Source organism: Borborobacter xinjiangensis (assembly GCF_047739745.1).
In the GTDB taxonomy this organism is placed as follows: Bacteria; Pseudomonadota; Alphaproteobacteria; order Rhizobiales; family Rhizobiaceae; genus Pseudaminobacter.
The window spans coordinates 23,638-41,346 of sequence record NZ_JBLLVA010000023.1 but is presented as its reverse complement, the minus strand read 5'-3'; the positions used below and the strand labels follow the sequence as shown (position 1 = coordinate 41,346).

The 17,709-nt window shown below is 60.6% G+C and carries 17 protein-coding genes and 1 pseudogene; 5 read left to right on the top strand and 13 right to left on the bottom strand.

Annotated features, from left to right (window positions below; translation table 11 throughout):
* Genes ACLKMW_RS20355 through hutI form a run of 5 tightly spaced genes read right to left on the bottom strand, consistent with a single transcriptional unit; the run spans position 1 to position 5,847 of the window.
* Entirely contained in the window at positions 1 to 1,164 is a 1,164-nt protein-coding gene (locus ACLKMW_RS20355; RefSeq protein ID WP_415726343.1) for an acyl-CoA dehydrogenase family protein, read from the bottom strand.
* Positions 1,148 to 2,311, bottom strand: a complete 1,164-nt coding sequence (locus tag ACLKMW_RS20350; RefSeq protein ID WP_415726342.1) for a CaiB/BaiF CoA transferase family protein — start codon at positions 2,309 to 2,311, stop codon at positions 1,148 to 1,150. The genes ACLKMW_RS20355 and ACLKMW_RS20350 overlap by 17 nt, the downstream gene beginning before the upstream one ends.
* Complete coding sequence (hutG, locus tag ACLKMW_RS20345) at positions 2,308 to 3,099, bottom strand: N-formylglutamate deformylase (RefSeq protein WP_415726380.1); 792 nt, start codon at positions 3,097 to 3,099, stop codon at positions 2,308 to 2,310. The genes ACLKMW_RS20350 and hutG overlap by 4 nt, the downstream gene beginning before the upstream one ends.
* 11 nt (positions 3,100 to 3,110) lie before the next feature.
* Positions 3,111 to 4,652, bottom strand: coding sequence for a histidine ammonia-lyase (gene hutH, locus ACLKMW_RS20340; RefSeq protein WP_415726341.1), 1,542 nt, complete (start codon positions 4,650 to 4,652; stop codon positions 3,111 to 3,113).
* On the bottom strand, positions 4,645 to 5,847 hold the full coding sequence (hutI, locus tag ACLKMW_RS20335; RefSeq protein ID WP_415726340.1) for an imidazolonepropionase: 1,203 nt from the start codon (positions 5,845 to 5,847) through the stop codon (positions 4,645 to 4,647). Before hutI ends, hutH begins: the two co-directional genes overlap by 8 nt.
* 137 nt (positions 5,848 to 5,984) lie before the next feature.
* Between hutI and ACLKMW_RS20330 the strand changes: the two genes are divergently transcribed.
* From ACLKMW_RS20330 to ACLKMW_RS20320, 3 genes are all read left to right on the top strand, one after another.
* Positions 5,985 to 7,349: a formimidoylglutamate deiminase gene (locus tag ACLKMW_RS20330; RefSeq protein ID WP_415726339.1), complete on the top strand. Its 1,365-nt coding sequence runs from the start codon at positions 5,985 to 5,987 to the stop codon at positions 7,347 to 7,349.
* Positions 7,346 to 8,140 carry a GntR family transcriptional regulator gene (locus tag ACLKMW_RS20325; protein ID WP_415726338.1) on the top strand — a complete coding sequence of 265 codons (795 nt, stop codon included), beginning with the start codon at positions 7,346 to 7,348 and terminating at the stop codon, positions 8,138 to 8,140. Before ACLKMW_RS20330 ends, ACLKMW_RS20325 begins: the two co-directional genes overlap by 4 nt.
* A gap of 106 nt (positions 8,141 to 8,246) precedes the next feature.
* A complete protein-coding gene (locus ACLKMW_RS20320; RefSeq protein ID WP_415726337.1) occupies positions 8,247 to 8,792 on the top strand; it encodes a HutD/Ves family protein in 546 nt (181 codons plus the stop codon).
* A 13-nt stretch (positions 8,793 to 8,805) separates the two neighbouring features.
* On the opposite strand, the gene ACLKMW_RS20315 is transcribed toward ACLKMW_RS20320, so the two are convergent.
* The 5 genes from ACLKMW_RS20315 to ACLKMW_RS20295 form a co-directional block, all read right to left on the bottom strand.
* The gene (locus tag ACLKMW_RS20315; protein WP_415726336.1) at positions 8,806 to 8,973 is read right to left on the bottom strand and encodes a hypothetical protein; all 168 of its coding nucleotides are present in this window, start codon (positions 8,971 to 8,973) and stop codon (positions 8,806 to 8,808) included.
* Positions 8,974 to 9,094: 121 nt separating this feature from the next.
* Positions 9,095 to 9,604: a superoxide dismutase family protein gene (locus ACLKMW_RS20310; protein WP_415726335.1), complete on the bottom strand. Its 510-nt coding sequence runs from the start codon at positions 9,602 to 9,604 to the stop codon at positions 9,095 to 9,097.
* Positions 9,605 to 9,684: 80 nt separating this feature from the next.
* Positions 9,685 to 11,163 (bottom strand): FAD-dependent oxidoreductase, encoded by a 1,479-nt coding sequence (locus ACLKMW_RS20305; RefSeq protein WP_415726334.1) that lies wholly within the window; start codon positions 11,161 to 11,163, stop codon positions 9,685 to 9,687.
* Positions 11,160 to 11,465: a hypothetical protein gene (locus ACLKMW_RS20300; RefSeq protein WP_415726333.1), complete on the bottom strand. Its 306-nt coding sequence runs from the start codon at positions 11,463 to 11,465 to the stop codon at positions 11,160 to 11,162. The genes ACLKMW_RS20305 and ACLKMW_RS20300 overlap by 4 nt, the downstream gene beginning before the upstream one ends.
* Positions 11,466 to 11,601: 136 nt before the next feature.
* The gene (locus tag ACLKMW_RS20295) at positions 11,602 to 13,314 is read right to left on the bottom strand and encodes an HAD family hydrolase (protein ID WP_415726332.1); all 1,713 of its coding nucleotides are present in this window, start codon (positions 13,312 to 13,314) and stop codon (positions 11,602 to 11,604) included.
* Between the two features lie 496 nt (positions 13,315 to 13,810).
* Here ACLKMW_RS20295 and ACLKMW_RS20290 point away from each other — a divergent pair.
* A pseudogene (locus ACLKMW_RS20290) lies at positions 13,811 to 13,992 on the top strand (DDE-type integrase/transposase/recombinase); the annotation flags it as partial.
* Between the two features lie 326 nt (positions 13,993 to 14,318).
* Positions 14,319 to 15,074: a helix-turn-helix transcriptional regulator gene (locus ACLKMW_RS20285; RefSeq protein ID WP_415726331.1), complete on the top strand. Its 756-nt coding sequence runs from the start codon at positions 14,319 to 14,321 to the stop codon at positions 15,072 to 15,074.
* A 21-nt stretch (positions 15,075 to 15,095) separates the two neighbouring features.
* On the opposite strand, the gene ACLKMW_RS20280 is transcribed toward ACLKMW_RS20285, so the two are convergent.
* Genes ACLKMW_RS20280 through ACLKMW_RS20270 form a run of 3 tightly spaced genes read right to left on the bottom strand, consistent with a single transcriptional unit; the run spans position 15,096 to position 17,706 of the window.
* Positions 15,096 to 15,794 carry an ABC transporter ATP-binding protein gene (locus tag ACLKMW_RS20280; RefSeq protein ID WP_415726330.1) on the bottom strand — a complete coding sequence of 233 codons (699 nt, stop codon included), beginning with the start codon at positions 15,792 to 15,794 and terminating at the stop codon, positions 15,096 to 15,098.
* A 14-nt stretch (positions 15,795 to 15,808) separates the two neighbouring features.
* Positions 15,809 to 16,570, bottom strand: coding sequence for an ABC transporter ATP-binding protein (locus tag ACLKMW_RS20275; protein ID WP_415726329.1), 762 nt, complete (start codon positions 16,568 to 16,570; stop codon positions 15,809 to 15,811).
* Positions 16,567 to 17,706 carry a branched-chain amino acid ABC transporter permease gene (locus ACLKMW_RS20270; protein WP_415726328.1) on the bottom strand — a complete coding sequence of 380 codons (1,140 nt, stop codon included), beginning with the start codon at positions 17,704 to 17,706 and terminating at the stop codon, positions 16,567 to 16,569. Before ACLKMW_RS20270 ends, ACLKMW_RS20275 begins: the two co-directional genes overlap by 4 nt.
* Positions 17,707 to 17,709 lie beyond the last annotated feature (3 nt).

Sequence of the window (17,709 nt, the reverse complement as noted above, 5' to 3'; positions counted from 1 at the left end):
TCAGGCCAGCATGTTGCCGGAAATGATGATGCGTTGAATCTCGCTGGACCCCTCGTAGATGCGCATGATGCGCAGGTCTCGGTTGATGCGCTCAATGGGAAAATCGCGGGTGTAGCCATAGCCGCCATGCAGTTGCAGTGCGGTGTCGGCGATCTTGCCCGCCGCCTCGGATGCTCCGAGCTTGGCCATGGATGAGGCCAGCGAGAAGCGCCCGCCATGCTGGTGTGCGAGGTCGCGCTGGCGCGCAGCCTCCAGCGACAAAAGCAGCGCCGAATGGAAGGCAACGCCCATGTCGGCGATCATCCAGCGTATGCCCTGCCGCTCCGAGAGCGGCGTGCCGCCGATGATACGGTCCTTGGCATAGGCGAGCGCCGAATTCATCGCCGCTCCCGCGAGGCCAAGGCACTGCGCGGCGACTTCGATGCGGCCGTTGTCGAGCACCTGCATGGCGGTACGGAAGCCCCTGCCCTCCTCCCCCAGCAGCGCCTCTTCGGGCAGCTCGCAGTCGATGTTCAGCGTGAACACATGGCCGCCCTTCAGGCCCATGGTCTTTTCCGACAAGCCGGCCACCAGACCTGGCGTGTCCTTTGGCAGGATGAAGGCGGATATGCCGCGATGCGCCTTTTGCGGGTCCGTCACCGCATAGACGACGATGAAGTCCGCGACACCGCCATTGGAAATGAAGCACTTGGTGCCCTTCAGGTGCCAGCCGCTTTCGGTGCGTCGCGCCCGCGTCTTCATGTCGGCGGGATCAGAGCCGGCGGTGGGTTCGGTGAGCGCAAAGGCGCCTAATGCGTCGCCGGTGGAGGCTCTGGGCAGCCATTCCTGCTTCTGCGCCTCTGTGCCGCCGATCAAGATGGAATCGGTCGCCAGATAATGTGCCGTCAGCGCCGAGGCGGTGGAGCCGCAGGCTCCCGCAACGATGGAAACCGCGCGCAGCAGCGCGGGCGCGGAGATGCCGCTGCCGCCATAGGTCTCCGGCAGATTGGCGCCCATCATGCCGGCTTCGCCGAGCGTTGCGAGCTGTTCGTGCACGAAGCTCGCGGTCTCGTCGGTCTCGGCCGCCAGCGGCGCGATCCGGTCGGCGCAAAGCCGCTCCAGCACGTCGCAGAACATACGCTCCTCTGGGGAAAGCATGTGCCAGGGATCATCTATCTGCGTCATGCAGCGTCTCCAATCCGAATTTCTTGAGCACGGCTTCCATGTCGCCGCCGAGACGGGGCGCCGCGGTCGCAGCCACCGGCTTGGCGCCGTCGAAGCGCACCGGCTGGCCGACAATCGGCGCCTGTCCGAGCACGGGGTGCGCAAGCGCACTCACCAGGTTGCGGGCAGCGGCATGTTCGTTGCCGGCGGCCTGCGCGATGGTCCAGATCGGCGCGGTCGGCAGCCCCTCAGCAGCCAGAGCCGCAACCGCTTCCTCGGTCGTCAGCGCGCCCGACCATTCCTCGATCAGCGCTCGCAGCGCTGGTTCATGCTCGGTGCGGCTGCTGTCGCTGGCAAAGCGCCGATCACCCACCACCTCCGGCTTGCCGATGAGGGTTGCCAGCCGCTGGAACTGACCGCCATTCAAAACGGCGATCACCACCTGCCCGTCACGGGTGCGGAAGCAGCCGAAGGGGGTGGAAAGCGGATGGCGGTTGCCGACCCTGCTTGGCAGCACACCGCTGTAAAAATGCTGGGCGTGGCTGGTGGTCAGCATGGAAAACAGCGCGTCATACATGGCGATGTCGAGTGTCGCCCCTTGTCCGGTGGCATGGCGCTGAACCAGCGCGGCCATGATCGACCAACTCGCGAAAAGGCCGGCGACCAGATCGGCGATGCTCTCGCCGGTCTTGAGCGGCGGGCCGCCGTCCTCGCCGGTCGCGGCCATCAACCCGGACATGGCCTGCACCACCAGATCGTAGGCCGGCAGATCCTTGAAGGGGCCTTCCTGCCCGAAGCCGGAGATAGAGCAATAGATCAGCCGGGGATTGGCCTTGCGCAGTGCTTCGGCGCCGAGGCCCAGCCGCGCGGCGACGCCGGGGCGGAAATTTTCCACCACCACGTCCACGCGGGCAGCAAGCGCTTGGGCCAGTTCAAGATCGGCCGGCTTCTTCAAATCGAGCACGACGCTGTTCTTGCCGCGATTGTTCAGCGCAAACAACGCGCTTTCACCGTGCTTGAAGGGGCCGACATGACGATAATCGTCACCTGCCGGCGGCTCCAGCTTGATGATCTCGGCACCCAAATCGGCCAAAAGCGCGGTGCAATACGGTCCCGCCAGGACGCGCGACAGGTCCAGGACCTTGATACCAGACAGCGGCCCGCTCATGGCTTCAGCTCAGGTGCAAGCGCAGCCAGCTTTTCAAGGATCGCCGCAAGGGTGGCACGCAGCGCTGCGGCCTTTTTCTCGTCATAGGCGAAAGGCGGGGCTTCGCTTGCCAGATGGCTGGACTGCGCTAGCTCCATCTGGATCGCGTGAACGCCGTCCCGCGGGCGGCCGTAATGGCGCGTCGTCCAGCCGCCCTTGAATCGTCCGTTCAGCACATGCGTGCGGCCGGTGGCGGCGCAGATGTCGAAGGTTGCGGCCTCGATGCGCGGATCGCAGGTCGTGCCGTTGTTCGTGCCGATGTTGAAATCGGGCAATACACCTTCGAACAGGAACGGGATGACGGAGCGAATCGAGTGGCAATCGTAGAGGATGGCCACGCCGTGCCGTTCCTTCACCCGCTCGATCTCGGCGGCGAGGGCGGCGTGATAAGGCGCATGGAAATTGGTCTTGCGCTCGGCAATCTCGGCCGCTGACGGTTCTTCGGTCCAGATCGGCTCGCCGTCGAAATCCGTCACCGGCACGAGGCCTGTGGTGTTCTGGCCCGGATATAGGCTGGCATCGTCCGGGCCGCGATTGGCGTCAATCACATAGCGGTGGAACGTCGCCCGCACCGTCGTAGCACCCGGCAGCAGCCCGTCATAGAGCCGTTCGATGTGCCAGTCTGTGTCCGCGAGGATGCGGCCGCGCGCATTGAGCCTGGCCAGAATGCCATCCGGCAAATGGGTTCCGGTGTGCGGCAAGCCCAAAATGACCGGACTGTCGCCTTGCACGACTTCAACCGGATTGATGGAGGTGGGGGTCAAGGCTGTACCTCGCTTAGCATGGTTTGCGGCAACGCCTCAAGCAGGGTGCCGGATTGGACAAGTCTGGCCGCTTCGGCGAGGTCGGGCGCCATGTAGCGGTCCTGTCCAAGGGGTGCGACCGATTTGCGCAACTGAGCGACTACCGCCTGAAGCGGAGCCGAGGTCTTCAACGGTTCGCGGAATTCGATGCCGGTTGCGGCGCACAGCACTTCGATGCCAATGATTTGAAAAAGATTGGCGTTCATGCGCTTCAGGCGGCGCGCGCCATGAGCGGCCATGGAAACATGGTCTTCCTGGTTCGCCGATGTCGGGGTGGAATCGGTCGAGCAGGGCGTGGCGAGATGCTTGTTCTCACTCATCAGCGCGGCCGAGGTAACTTCGGCGATCATCAGCCCGCTGTTCAGGCCGGGATCGGGCGTGAGGAAGGGAGGCAGGTCGTGGCTGAGCGTCGGATCAACCATTAGCGCGATGCGGCGCTGCGAAATGGCGCCGATTTCGGCTATCGCCAGCGCGATCTGGTCGGCGGCGAAGGCCACCGGCTCGGCATGGAAATTGCCGCCTGAGACGATTTGACCGCTCTCGATCAGCACCAGCGGATTGTCGGTCGCGGCATTCGCCTCGATTTCCAGCGTCCGGCCTGCCTGGGTCAGAAGGTCGATGCAGGCGCCGGTGACTTGCGGCTGGCAGCGGATGCAATAAGGGTCCTGGACGCGCGGGTCGCCGACGCGGTGGCTTTCACGAATTTCCGATCCGTCCATCAGGCCGCGAATGACACGGGCGGCAAGAATCTGGCCGCGATGGCCGCGCAATTGATGGATCTCGTCGAGGAAGGGCGCGGTCGAGCCCATGATGGCGTCGGTCGAAAGCGACGACGAGACAAGCGCATTGCGTGCGGCGCGGAACGCCTCGAACAGGCCGGTGAGAGCGAAAGCGGTGGAAACCTGCGTGCCGTTGATGAGCGCCAGCCCTTCCTTGGCGGCCAGCGCGACCGGCTTCAAGCCGGCGGCGGCCAGTGCCTCGGCGCTCGCCAGTTCACGGCCCTGATAGCTGGCGCGGCCTTCGCCCAGCATGGCTGCGGCCATGTGCGCCAGCGGAGCGAGGTCGCCCGAGGCACCGACCGACCCCTGCGAGGGGATGACCGGCAGCACACCCTTGGCGAGCATGTCCTCGATCAGCTTGACGATTTCGGGCCGAGTGCCTGATGCGCCGCGGCCAAGCGACAAGAGCTTAAGGACCATGACAAGCCGCACCGTTTCCGGCTCGATCGCCTCGCCCACGCCGCAGCAATGCGACAGTATCAGATTGCGCTGGAGCGTGGCCGTGTCCTCGGCCTTGATCTTGATGGAGGCGAGCTTGCCGAAGCCGGTATTGACGCCATAGACCGGCACGTCGCCCTTGGCGGCGGCATCGATGCGGGCGGCGGAATCGGCAATGCCGACGCGCGCGCTTTCAGCCAGCCGCACGGCGAGCCCCTCGCGCCAGATGCGCTCCAATTCGGCCAAAGTGACCTGGCCGGGCGTCAGGATGAGTTCAGACATACTGGCCTCCAAAGATGCGGGCGTGCAGCGGATTGAAGCCGATGCGATAGGAAAGCTCGGCCGGGTGGCGGACATCCCAGATGGCCAGATCGGCGCGCGAGCCCGCCTCGATCACGCCGCGGTCGCTGAACCCAAGCGCGCGGGCCGCGTTGCGGGTTACGGCCCTGAGGCATTCGGCCGGCGTCAGGCGAAACAGCGTGGCGCCCATATTCATGGTCAAAAGGATCGAGGTGAGCGGCGAGGTTCCGGGGTTGGAATCAGTGGCGAGTGCGATCGGCACGCCCGCTTCTCGCAGCGCCTGAACCGGCGGATACTGCATTTCGCGAAGCGTGTAGAACGCGCCGGGCAAGAGCACGGCGACGGTTCCGGCCTTCGCCATAGCGGCGATGCCATCTGCGCCGAGATATTCGAGATGGTCGGCCGAAAGCGCGCCATGCTCGGCCGCCATGGCCGCACCGTGCAGGTTCGAAAGCTGCTCGGCATGCAGCTTGACCGGCAGACCGAGCGTTTTGGCGTAGGCAAAAATGCGCGCCATTTCCTCGACCGAAAAGGCGATGCCTTCACAAAATCCGTCCACCGCATCGATCAGGCCCTCGGCATGGCCCTGATCCATGCCGGCAATCACGACTTGGTCGATATAGCCGGCGCGGTCGCCCTTGAACTCCGGCGGCAGGGCATGGGCGGCGAGCCAGGTGGTGACGACATGCACCGGGCGCAGCGCGCCGATGCGGCGCGCGACCCGCAGCATTTTCAGCTCGGAGGCGATATCGAGCCCGTAGCCCGATTTGATCTCCAACGTGGTGATGCCTTCGCCAAGCAGCGCATCGACGCGCGGCAGCGCCAGCGCCAGAAGCTCGTCCTCGCTCGCCTCGCGGGTGTTGCGGACGCTGGACAGGATGCCGCCGCCGGCCCGCGCGATCTCCTCGTAGCCCGCGCCTTCCAGACGCATCTCGAATTCGCGGGCACGGTCGCCGCCATAAACGATATGGGTATGGCAATCGATCAGGCCGGGGGTGATCAACCGGCCCTCCAGGTCGCGGGAAGGGGCGGTCCCATAGGAAGCCGGCAGGTCCGCATCGGCGCCGACCCAGACGATCCTCTCGCCCTCAACTACAATCGCGGCGCGCTCGACGAGACGGTAACCAGTCGTCTCGTCATCCATGACCGTGATTGTGGCGTTGCTGAGTACCTGCATCCGGCACGCGCTCCACTAGCTTGTGATTTTTACGTCTAAACATAATTGGGCGTCTATGTCTAAACTTATTTTCATGGTATGTCTAAACTTATGTAGGCAGATATGCCCGGCGCCGATCCGGCAGGATGGAGAACGGAATGACGACATTGTGGGCGCAGCATGCGCTTCTGCCGGAAGGCTGGGCGGAAAACGTAAGCGTCGAACTTGGCACCGACGGTCGTATCGCCAAGGTTGAACGCGACACGACACCGATCGGCGAGCGGGTCGATCTGCTGCTGCCTGCCCTGGCGAACCTCCATTCCCATGCCTTCCAGCGCGCCATGGCGGGACTTTCGGAGGCACGCGGGCCGCAGCCGCGCGATACGTTCTGGACATGGCGCCAGATCATGTACCGTTTCCTAGATCACCTAACGCCGGATGACGTCGAGGCCATCGCCGCGCTGGTGCAGATGGAGATGCTGGAGGCTGGCTACGCCACCAATGTGGAGTTCCATTACCTGCACCACCAGCCCGGTGGGGCATTCTACGACAATATAGCTGAAATGTCCGAGCGCATCGCGGCCGCTGCTGCCCGCACCGGCATCGGGCTGACGCTGCTGCCGGTGCATTATCAATTCGGCGGGGTGGACCGTCGGCCGCTCGGTCCGGGCCAGCAACGTTTCGGCACGAAGCCGGATGAATTCGCTTCGCTCCTTGACGCCGCCGAAGCGGCGCTGAGCCACCTGCCGGCGGATGCGGGCATCGGAGTCGCGCCGCATTCGCTGCGTGCGGTGAGCCCCGAAGCGTTGACATTTTGTGAAGGCTTGCGCCCGGAGCGGCCGCTGCACATGCATCTGGCGGAGCAGCTGCCCGAGATCGAGGAAGTGCAAGCCGCGCGAGGTCGCCGCCCCGTCGAATGGCTGCTGGACAATTACAGGCCCGATCGCCGCTGGACCTTGATCCACCTGACCCATATGACCGAGGACGAAACTCGCCGCTTGGCCGCGACGGGCGCCGTCGCGGGCCTGTGCCCGATCACCGAATCAAGCCTTGGCGACGGCATCTTCAACGCCACGATCTGGAAGGATGCGGGCGGGCGGCTCGGCTTCGGCTCGGACAGCAACATTCGCATCTCACTAATCGAGGAGTTACGCACGCTGGAATACAGCCAGCGTCTGCGCGACACTGCGCGCGCCGTGCTGGCCGAGCCGGGACGCTCCACTGGCCGGGTGGTTTACGAAGCCGGCCTTGATGGCGGCGCGAGCGCAGCAGGACGCGACACCGGCGCGATCGCCACCGGTCTATGGGCCGATCTATGTGCGGTTTCGCTGGACAACCCGGTGCTTTACGGCCGTAAGGGCGACGAACGCCTCGACAGCCTTGTCTTTGCCGGTGGCGACGGGCTTGTGCGCGATGTCTGGGCGGCGGGCCGTCATGTCGTGCGCAATGGCAGGCATAGAGACCATGACCGGATCACGGCCGATTACCTGGCCTGTATCGGCCGACTGCAGGAGCGGATGTGACCGACAAGCCCACCGGCCCGACCTCCTCCAAGGCACAGAACATCGCCAATGAAGTGCGCCGTCGCATCGTCGAGCGCGAATGGCGTCAAGGCGACCGCATTCCGGACGAGGCCGACCTGGCGATCGAATTCGACGCGGCACGTGCGACCGTCAACAAGGCCTTGCAGCTTCTGGCCGACGAAGGGCTGCTGGATCGCCGCCGCCGGGCCGGCACGCGCGTCGCCGTCGATCCGGTGCGCAAGGCGACCTTCACGATTTCCATCGTGCGCGAACAGGTTGAGCAGGCGGGCATGGACTACAGCCACCGGGTCGTAGCGCAAAGGCGCAGCCCGGTTCCGGGTGAAATCGCCGCGCGGCTCGGCCTGCCGGAAGGCGAGGTGCTGGTTCACATGCGCGCCATACATTACGGCAACGGCCAGCCATTCCAACTGGAGGATCGTTGGATCAATCCCCGCGCCGCGCCGGGGCTCGAAAAGGCCGATTTTTGGCAGTTGAACGCCAATGAATGGCTGGTGCGCAACGCCCCCTATCTGCGGGCCGAACTGGCCTTTACAGCCGAGAACGCCAATCAGCGCGATGCGAGATTGCTGCAGACCGAACCGGGACAGGCGCTGCTGATCATGCACCGCACCACGTGGAACGATCTGGGGCCAATCACCACCGTCAGGGTCGCCTTCCAGCCGGGCCATCTCCTCGGCACGACAACGGCCAGGACCGCTTTGGCCACTGGCCCGTTCGAGGCAATGACGGCGCCTGAGACCGCCGGACCGCAACCGGTTTCCGGACCATGACCGGTGGCGCGGAATGCGCCTCCCGCCTTGCATCCGAGCTTGGCCTCACTGCAAGATGCCTGCATCGGGATAGAAGGCGTACAAGCCATTTCAGGGACCCGAAAACATGACCGCAACGGGGATCTTCCGGCGCTCGGACAGGGTGTTCCGTCCTTGGAAGAACGGTGGTGGCGAGACGGCCGAGATCGCGGTTTCGCCGCTTGGCGCGGATTTCGAGAATTTCGACTGGCGCATCAGCACGGCCGTCGTCGCCGCCTCCGGTCCGTTTTCCGCTTTTTCCGGCGTGGACCGGGTACTGACTGTGCTGGAGGGCGGCGCAATGGTCCTGTCCGTCGGCGAGGAGAAACGCCGGCTTGATGCGGCCTGCGAGCCCTTTTCCTTTCCCGGCGATGTGTCGGCCGCGGCGCTGCTGGAGGGCGAGCGGCTGCTCGATTTCAACGTAATGGTGCGCAGGCCGTTGCGGGCCGACGTCTTGCGCGGCCCGCTCGATCCCAGTCGCCGGAGAGTCGACGAGCACGTGCGGCTTGCGCTGCTGCTTGAGGATCGGGCCGGGCTTGCGCGGTTCGACCTCGTCAATCTCGCAGCCGCCCCACCGTCGCTCGTCGCCACCTTTGCGGGTGCGCAGGTGCTGGACGTGTGCATATCCGGCTGAGCGGCGACGCAGATCAGTTGGATTCCCGGCGCTGCTCAAGCCCCTTGCCAGCGCGATTGATGTAGATGAGCAGATCGATCGCTGCGGTTCTGTCGTATCTGGAGAAGCGGAGCCAGATGCCGCGGCCGTTGCCCGCGAGCGCTATGGCTCCTGCCGCCTTGGCAAGATGAGCCCGCAACATATAACGGCGCGGTGCCGCGCTCCGGCTACAAGGATTGTAACGATGCGTCCTGATGGACCGGATGAACGGGCCTGTTCATCCGAAACGTAAATCTGGATCTCTCGACCGCGGCAGCAGGGCCCTACTCGATGACTGCACAGGCCTGGCGGTTTCCTGCATCGCCCGACGGCTGGCTCTTGTAGTCATCCGGGCCGCCATGAATCATAAGGGCCTTGCCGCGGACGGCCGTCTCACCGTCGTCCAGCGTCACCATAGTATTGAATACCTGCGCATGCAGTGTGCCGTCAGATCCGACATATTGATTGGGCATGTCACCCGCATGCGGTCCGTTTGCGGCCATATAGCCGTGCTCAGCATTTTTTGGATTGAAGTGCCCGCCGGCCGATTCATGACCGGTCTGCGCGTTGCATGTTCCGGTTTCGTGGATATGAAACGCAACCCATTGGCCAGACGGTAGGCCGGTCACCTCGATCTCGATGAGGATACCGTCGGCTGTAGCCGTAAGGGTGGCTTTTCCATTTTGCTCGCCCGACATGTTGACGAAAGTGGCGGAAGCTTGCGCGTTTTCCTGCGCGGCAACGGAAGAAAGCAATGCGCAGCTGGCGATTGTTGCGACAAGGATAGTTTTCATTCAATTTTCCTTCTAAAGTGCATGAGTCTCAAAACAATAGGAGCGGCCACCACCTGTTTTTTCCGATAACTTGGCTGGAGTCAAAGAGTGGCCTGAGGAAGAGGATCCTTGGCCGGACCATGGATAACCGAACCGTCCGCCGAAAAGATCGAGCCGTGACAAGGGCAATCCCAGGTTAGGTCAGCATTGTTCCAGGTCAGTGTGCAGCCTTTGTGGGTGCACTTCGCCGACAGCACATGCAACTCGCCCCGACTGTCACGACAGACGGCGATCTTTTCGGCGCCCTTTTCGATCACACCGCCATGCCCGACTGCGATGTCCTCGACTGACGTGAGGATAGACTGGCTCTTACCATCATGATGAAAATCGTCTGGGGCAGAGCGCTTGGGATCATAGAGAGCCTTCCAGCGGCTTTGTCGCCCCAGTATGAGATCGCCGATCAGCATGCCAGCCGCCGTGCCGTTGCTGATGCCCCAGGCATTGAAGCCGGTGGCGATATAGAACCCGGGCGCCTTTTCAGGATCAGGCTCGCCGACATAGGCGATGCGATCCGACGTGTCGTAGTCTTCGTTACACCAACGCCATGCCGTATCGCCCACTTCGAAATGTCGGCGGACCCAGGTCTCCAATTCCCTGAAGCGCGAGGCGACGTCACCGTCCTGCCCGGTGTTGAAGCGTGGCCCCAGCACGATGAGCAGGGAACCGTCTGGATCCCTGCCCATCCGCAATGACCGGCTCGGCTCCTCCAGGCTAATGAACATGCCGTCCAGCAGACGCACGTCGTCTGTTCGGAACGCCATCGCTATATGCATGCGGGGCTGCGTGCGCCGGGCCATGCCCAGAGGGCTCTTCACGGTCATGTTCGTGGCCACGACGACGTTCTCCGCGTGAACGTTGCCGTTATCGGTGACGACGCGCCAGCGGCTCGCCTCATCGATCAGCCGGGCTCGGCTGCGTTCGAACAGCAAGCCGCCGCATTCGATAAAGGCTTTAGCCAGCCCATCGAGGTATTTCGCCGGATTGAACTGGGCCTGACCCGGAAACCGCAAGGCTGCGGCGGTTTTGAATGGCAGGGGAGCGCGGCTTAGGATAGCAGCATCCATTCCGAGAGATTGCGCGGCCCTTGCTTCAGCTGCTATTTCATCGCGACGGGCCTGATCCTGTGTATAGACAAAGGCATCGCGGTCTTCGAAGTCGCAAGTGATTGCATACTGCTCGACCCAACTGCGGACGAGGTCGCACCCGGCTTTGTTGGCGTCGGCATAGTCTTGCGCGAGTTCACGTCCTCTCAGTTCGATCAATTGGTGGTAGATAAGCCTGTGCTGCGTGGTGATCTTGGCTGTCGAGCGCCCTGTCACCTGCCCACCGACATCGAGCGCTTCGATCACGGCGACCTCATGGCCCTGTTCCCTGAGGCGCAAGGCTGTGGTGAGGCCGACAATTCCAGCGCCTACGACGACAGTCTCGGCGTGGAGGGAAGCCTGCAAGCTCGGATGGCGAAAAGTAGAACGGTCGACTGTCCAGCAACTGCCCGCCCTGCCGGGGAGATCGATACTCATGTTGAACTTCGCTCGAATATGCCGACGACTTCGGCCTGACCCCGTATGTGCCGCTCGGCTTCCTTCAGCAGCTTTTCGATGGGTGCTTTCTTGTGGCTACGCGTTGAGGTCGTTGACTGATCTATGGCAGAACGTGCCCGAAGAACGTCGAGATCGTATGCGGCGCCAAGGTGAAGCTCTTGGAGCCTGCCGGGGGCATCATTGCACTCAAGCGGCGGCGAGATGTTGTCGCAGTCACGAGAATATCGAGGTGGGATTCTTTCGGTCTTGACGAAAGCGGCGCTCTCGAGGGTGAAGGTCATGACCTGCGGTCTCCATGTCCTTAGTCCTGATTAAACAGCGACAGGCCACTCCTGTTCCGAACAAAGACCGGCGCTTTCGAAGTAGCCGCCGCCATCAAATCAGCACTGAGCCGCTTTGCCACTTCGCTTTTGGCATTCATTCGTTCGGGGCGGTGGCGGGAGCAGTATAACGGCGGCGGACTGCATCCAGAACGCGTTTACGGCTCTCCTCCGCCGAAAGCGTTTCATCCTTTTCTGCTTCAGCCGCTTCTCGCGCTAATGCCTTGTCTCTGATCTGATGGCGAAACCACCCGGAATAGTCACCGGCGCGCAAGTGATGTTCCCAAGTCCTGTCATCGATGCCTTCAGCGATTTGAACGAAAATCATCAGATTGTGGGCCCGCAGATTCATTGAGGCGTCGGGCCCGCGAAAGTAGAAGCTGCCTGCCTCGTCGAGGCGGCCCTCCGCATATTTTCGACTGTGGCGCTTGAGGGATTGGCGCGGTTCAATTGCTTGGACGAGAATTGCATTCTTGCCCGTGTTGGGCCGCCAGAACAAAACGCGGCCTTCCTTCGGCGATGGAAGGCTCTTAGGTGGCTCGATGCCCGTCTCGTTACAAAATGTCTTGATGATGTTCTTCGATTTGGGACCGACTGCAATGACGGCAGTTACAAGTCGCAGAGCATCGGTTGAAATGGATTCCGGGTGCACAGTGATTAGAATCGTGCCCGGCAACTCCAACGTGAGGACTGCCCGCGCGTCATCGCGCCGCTTGGGCAGAAGGTGGTGAGCTTCGTCGATGACGAGCCAATGTGGTCTTGCAGTACGAAAGCGGAAACCGGCAAGATCGGGCAACAACTCTGCAAAGAAGTCAGGTCGCTCATCGACCAGCAACGCCAGCCCATTGACGATCACATTATCATCCGGCTTTTCGATCAGGTCCAGCACCTGTGCCTTCGTCGGTGCGCTCGAGCCATCACCCAGCCGGACGGCGCTTTCAAGGCCGTCATAGTCTCCTTCTGGATCGAGAATGCAGAACTGAAATCCGCCGTCAGCGAAACGTTCAGTGAGTGCCGTCGCTAAGGTGGATTTGCCTATACCGGAGCTTCCAGCAATCAGAATTGTATCGGATGGTTTCAAAAACACGTCCTTGCTTCCGTCTGACCCCAGAAGAATACCGTCGCGGTGTTTTCGGATAATGTCGCGGTCGCGCTTTATCAGTTTTCCAATCACTTCCTCGACCCCCTTGCCACGCGCGCCGCGTGTCACCAGGTCGGCGGTATCCTTAACGGCTGGAAGCGCATTGTTCACAGCGGCACTGCAGCCACAGGCCTGCAAAAACGCGTGATCGTTTTCCGCATCGCCAATACCGACAACATTATGCGGCGATAGCCTGAGGTCCTGAAGTGCGGCGACCAATCCTGTTGCCTTGTTAATCCCGCTCGGCAAGATCATCACCGCCCCTTTGTTGAATATTATTTCCAGTTCCAAACCCAATTTGTTGATGACTTTGAGGACGGTGTCCTGATGCGGCTCCCAGGTAGCAACGATTGATTGACCGACCGAAAGCGGCTTCACACCACTTTTCTTCAATCTGGCGACAAATTTTGCGTCCGGCGGTGCTGCAATCATTCGTTCTTGCTCACTGGCCGGCGAATAGATCAGCGCTCCATTTTCAGCGACAATCTTATCGAATACTCCAAACTTCGGAAAAACCCGCTTGAGGTCAGGCAGCTCTCGTCCCGTGACGAGAATGAGCTTTCGGCCAGTCTTCTTGAAACGCTCGAGAGCAGCGAGCGTTTTTTCAGAGACACTCCCCTCATGCGCCAAGGTGCCGTCGTAATCTATTGCCAGGGCGACGAAATACATCTGGATGACCTTTCATTCCGCTACGCCATCAACGCAAGAAGACGCCGTTTATGGGTGGGGCAAAACCGCACACCTGCCGACGTCATCCGACACGAGCACCGCGCCTTGACGATCGATTGCCACGCCGAGAGGTCGGCGATCCAGTCGCCCGCTGGTCGCAGACCCGCACTCCTTCCCCGTTGTGCAGGCGGTCCAGGATACAGGGTTCGTTCCCGGCCCGGCGCGTACGGAGAAGAAGCCGTCCCTTTTTGTCGAGTCCCTTGATGATGCCGCCACCGCAGTTCGACATGTGTGCGTCGCCGGCCGGAATGGTCACATGCACGTCGGGTTGGCTGGCTGCTCGTCCGCCGCTACGCCATACGAGGACAAGAGCACGGCTATCATGAGAACAGCAGTCCCACACGGCCTCTCCCTCGTTGAATCACGCCCGTGTCCACAGGCTATTCTGTCGTCATCGGATCAAAGCACAAGAATACGAGGGTAATAAATTCGGACTAGACGAGTAATGCCAATGAGGCTCTTGGCGTCGCCTGCTGTGAACAACCGGATCGAGCAGGATCACCGGAGTATCAAGCGCCGTGTCGGGCCATGCTCAGGATCAAATCAACCGGCTGCGCAACGACAATCCTGTCCGGCATCCAGACGGTTCACATGATGCACAAACCACAGGCGAGATAAGCCCACCGTCCTCCGTCACTTGCCGAGCAGTTCAAACTTCTCGCTGTGCGTTAGTGGCAGGCCGAAATCGCTTTGCAATGATCGCAGCCCGGGATCTGCGACACAACCCGTGCCAGACACCTCCATCGCTCGCCGCCAATAAATGACGACCTTGGAGTCGACGCAGCCCGCCGCTGGAAAGCGCACTGCAGCCCAATCGCTTATTTTTTATGCGTCTCGTAAAATAGACTTTCCGTTTTTGACTTTACTCTCAAGAAATTTTGGTATCGAATTAACATCTCAAAATACCGCTAAGAGGGTGAAATTTCAATCGAAAGTTTCATAATATGCTCGAAACGGACTTCAAGAGACTCCCATCGAACACCAAGCAGCTCATCGAAGACTCGCGAAGCTTCAACGATGCACTCGATGTTTTAATGAACGTTACTGGAGAACTGGGTTTTACTCAGGTCCTCTATGCATATCAGCCGGTTCGCCCCCAACTGCCTAACGGTGATTGGTTACCGCTAAAACTCAACGTGAGAAACTTCCCAAAAGGATGGGAGGAAGGTTGGGAGCGGTTCATGAAGGTGGATCCATATTATCGCGCCTGTTTCGATGGAACGCTGCCCATTGACTGGGCAAAAGTTCAGACCAGCGAACAGCTTGCCTCCGTGCAGCGGGAAGCCTGCGAGTATCTGGGAGATTTCGGCTTGACTCGCGGCATCACCGTTCCGGCGCATCTTCCGTTCGGGCGTTTTGCGGTCATGAGCGCAATCATCGACCGGCCGAATGTTGTATGGGATACAATGCTGGACCAGACGCGCGAACCTCTCTTTCGCCTGATGCATGTTTTCACCAAAGTGATCTTTGATCTTGGCTTTGAGGCCCAGATCGATGTCGTCCGCTGGAACAAGCTCACGCCGCGCGAACTCGAATGTCTGCGCTGGGCGGCCGCTGGAAAAACCTCAGGCGAAACCGCAATCATTCTTGGCCGTTCACTTGAGACCGTGAGGCTGCATATCAAGAACGCAATCACCAAGCTGGAGGCGACCAACCGTTCTCAAGCCGTAGCGATGGCCATCCGCCTCGGCTTAATCTGAACCGCAACCACCGGCGGCTGGTTAAATCGCGAGATAACGCTGCGCTACCTCCGGATCGCCCAGTTCATCCGGGTCGATCCGAGCTATGATCTGGCCCTTGTCCATCACTAGGCAGTAGTCCGCAACCGACCGGATCAACTGAAGGTTTTGTTCGACAATCATAATGGTCAGGCCTTCCTCATCCCGAAGACGGCGAATGATCGAACCGATCTCCTGGACAATATTTGGCTGAATCCCCTCTGACGGCTCATCGAACAGTATAATTTCTGGCCGACCTGCCAAAATTCGACCAATGGCCAGTTGCTGCTGCTCGCCGCCGCTCATCGAACCTGCCAATTGCGGCAACCGCTTCTCAAGTATGGGAAAAAATGAGAATGCCCGTTTCAGATCTGGATCGGATGCGTTGCCGACACCGGCTCCAAGCGTGAGATTGGCGGCAACGCTCATTCGCGTGAATATGCCACGACCTTGCGGCACATAGCCAATTCCAAGTCTGGCCCTTTCGGCAGCGCTCAGGCGGGTGATGTCATGGTTGCGGAAGGTGATCGCCCCTTCCGCCGACGGCAACGCACCCATGATCGTCTTGATGAGGGTGGTCTTGCCGACACCGTTGCGCCCGATAACGGCTACAATCGAGGCGGACTCGACTTCCAATGATACATTGTTGATGATCCGAACCCTGCCATAGCCCGATTTGAGGGCAGAAATCTGAAGTTGCATTTGCAAACTCTCCCTCACAAAGTGCCTAGATAGATCCGCCGAACATCAGGATTGGCCGCAATCTCATCGAAGCTGCTTTGAGCAAACAGTTGGCCGTAGTGCAGGACGCTTGTGCGAGCCGACAGGGCTCTTATGAACGCCATATCGTGCTCGATTACGATGATCGTGACTTTTTGCGCATTGAGTTCATGGATGATCGCGGCCGTCTTGGTCGATTCCTCAACTGACATGCCCGCCGTCGGCTCGTCGAGAAGCAGTATTTCAGGATCTGAGGCCATGGACATGGCGATTGCGAGCCACTGCTGTTGGCCATGCGACAGCTCGCGCACCAGACGCTGCGCGTTTCCCTGCAGCCCGACTTGAGACAAAAGCGCCTCAACCCGCTCCGGTATCTGATGGGCTCGATAGCTTCGCCGCAACGGTATGAATAGATTTTGGAAGACAGTGAGATCGCCAAAGACCCGCATGTTCTGGAATTTGACAGAAAGGCCAAGCCGCGCACGTCCAAAGCTGGGCATACGGGTAACGTCGCGCCCCTTATACAGGATCTTGCCCATAGTCGGGCGCTCCGTGCCCATCAGCATTTTGAAGAACGTGCTCTTGCCTGCGCCATTTGGCCCAAGGACGCAGTGAATTTCTCCTTCAGCAATTGAAAGGGACAATCCATTCAGAGCCCGTACACCACCAAATACCTTGTGTACGTCGCGCACTTCCAGGATCGGCCGTACCGCCGAAGCCACATTCGCCTCCACCTTACAATTCGTGACCGCGTTCATCGTGACTTCTCCGTCAGCCGCAGTTCCATGGAGTGCCGTACCTGATTCTCTTCAGGGCGGCGGCGCGTCAACTTTCCGAACCAGCCGCCGATGCTGCTGACGATACCTTCCGGCGCCACAAGCATGGCCACCACGAGAATGCACCCCAAAACCAAAAGTGAACTGTTGCCCCATGCCGCTAGTTGAATCGAAATCCAGCTCAGCAAAATGGTGCTGACGACTACAGACGTGAGGTCCTTGCGTCCGCCGACCGCCACCCAGATCACGACGAGAATGTTGGCTGCAACACTGAAGCCGTCCGGATGGATATAGGTGCCCCAGGCGGTGTAGAGGGTGCCGGCCAAACCGGCGAGGGCGGCGGAGAGGCAAAAGACCCCAAGTTGCACCAAGCGCACATCGTAGCCGAAGGTTTCGGTTCGCTCGGAATCTTCCCGGATGGCCACGAGCACATAGCCGAAGCTCGAATTCACGATCCACCGCAATCCAAGATAGACGGCGATGCCAACCCCAAGGACCAGCCAATAAAACTCTCTTCCTCTTCCGTCGAATTCGAATGTCGTGCTCCCAAGCCCGACGATGATGCTGGGCAGCGACGGGTCCGAAGCCGTAGCCGGACTAAGGCCGTTCATGCCGCCTAGATAAGCTGCTCCGATAGTGTAACTTGGGTCCGCAGTCTGACGCATGAACAGTCCGAGCAGCAGCGAAGTGACGAGAAGCAGAATGGCGATGTAGACGCCTTTCAGTCTTCGGTAGAACATCAAAGCGCCCAGCAGGCCGGCGAAAATTGCCGGAGCGAAGATTCCCGTTAGGATGGCCAAGTTCGTATTGCCGTGAGTGCCTATCAGGTTCATGGCAACGATGCCGTATGCATAGCCGCCAATGCAATAGAAGGCCGCCTGCCCTAGACTCAGTATTCCACAGTAACCCCAGATGAGGCAGAGACTCAGCGCCAATATAGCTGAAATGATGAAGTTGCTCGCGGTGATGACTTGGTACCGCGATACGAAGAAGGGCAACAATATCAGAAGTGCGACAACGATGAACCAGCCGATCCAGAATTTGGAACTGTTTCCCAGTGTCTGCGGGCCATTGAACCCCCGCAGAAACGACATCACAGAATTGGACGAATTATGCATCGG

What these genes read in the sequence shown, in the direction of transcription:
- hutI (WP_415726340.1), bottom strand. Translation starts at nt 5,847, where the DNA reads ATGCAGGTACTCAGCAACGCCACAATCACGGTCATGGATGACGAGACG.
- ACLKMW_RS20295 (WP_415726332.1), bottom strand. Translation starts at nt 13,314, where the DNA reads ATGTATTTCGTCGCCCTGGCAATAGATTACGACGGCACCTTGGCGCAT.
- ACLKMW_RS20305 (WP_415726334.1), bottom strand. Translation starts at nt 11,163, where the DNA reads ATGAGTATCGATCTCCCCGGCAGGGCGGGCAGTTGCTGGACAGTCGAC.
- ACLKMW_RS20275 (WP_415726329.1), bottom strand. Translation starts at nt 16,570, where the DNA reads ATGAACGCGGTCACGAATTGTAAGGTGGAGGCGAATGTGGCTTCGGCG.
- ACLKMW_RS20350 (WP_415726342.1), bottom strand. Translation starts at nt 2,311, where the DNA reads ATGAGCGGGCCGCTGTCTGGTATCAAGGTCCTGGACCTGTCGCGCGTC.
- ACLKMW_RS20280 (WP_415726330.1), bottom strand. Translation starts at nt 15,794, where the DNA reads ATGCAACTTCAGATTTCTGCCCTCAAATCGGGCTATGGCAGGGTTCGG.
- ACLKMW_RS20330 (WP_415726339.1), top strand. Translation starts at nt 5,985, where the DNA reads ATGACGACATTGTGGGCGCAGCATGCGCTTCTGCCGGAAGGCTGGGCG.
- hutH (WP_415726341.1), bottom strand. Translation starts at nt 4,652, where the DNA reads ATGTCTGAACTCATCCTGACGCCCGGCCAGGTCACTTTGGCCGAATTG.
- ACLKMW_RS20285 (WP_415726331.1), top strand. Translation starts at nt 14,319, where the DNA reads ATGCTCGAAACGGACTTCAAGAGACTCCCATCGAACACCAAGCAGCTC.
- ACLKMW_RS20320 (WP_415726337.1), top strand. Translation starts at nt 8,247, where the DNA reads ATGACCGCAACGGGGATCTTCCGGCGCTCGGACAGGGTGTTCCGTCCT.
- ACLKMW_RS20355 (WP_415726343.1), bottom strand. Translation starts at nt 1,164, where the DNA reads ATGACGCAGATAGATGATCCCTGGCACATGCTTTCCCCAGAGGAGCGT.
- ACLKMW_RS20310 (WP_415726335.1), bottom strand. Translation starts at nt 9,604, where the DNA reads ATGAAAACTATCCTTGTCGCAACAATCGCCAGCTGCGCATTGCTTTCT.
- ACLKMW_RS20270 (WP_415726328.1), bottom strand. Translation starts at nt 17,706, where the DNA reads ATGCATAATTCGTCCAATTCTGTGATGTCGTTTCTGCGGGGGTTCAAT.
- ACLKMW_RS20300 (WP_415726333.1), bottom strand. Translation starts at nt 11,465, where the DNA reads ATGACCTTCACCCTCGAGAGCGCCGCTTTCGTCAAGACCGAAAGAATC.
- ACLKMW_RS20315 (WP_415726336.1), bottom strand. Translation starts at nt 8,973, where the DNA reads ATGTTGCGGGCTCATCTTGCCAAGGCGGCAGGAGCCATAGCGCTCGCG.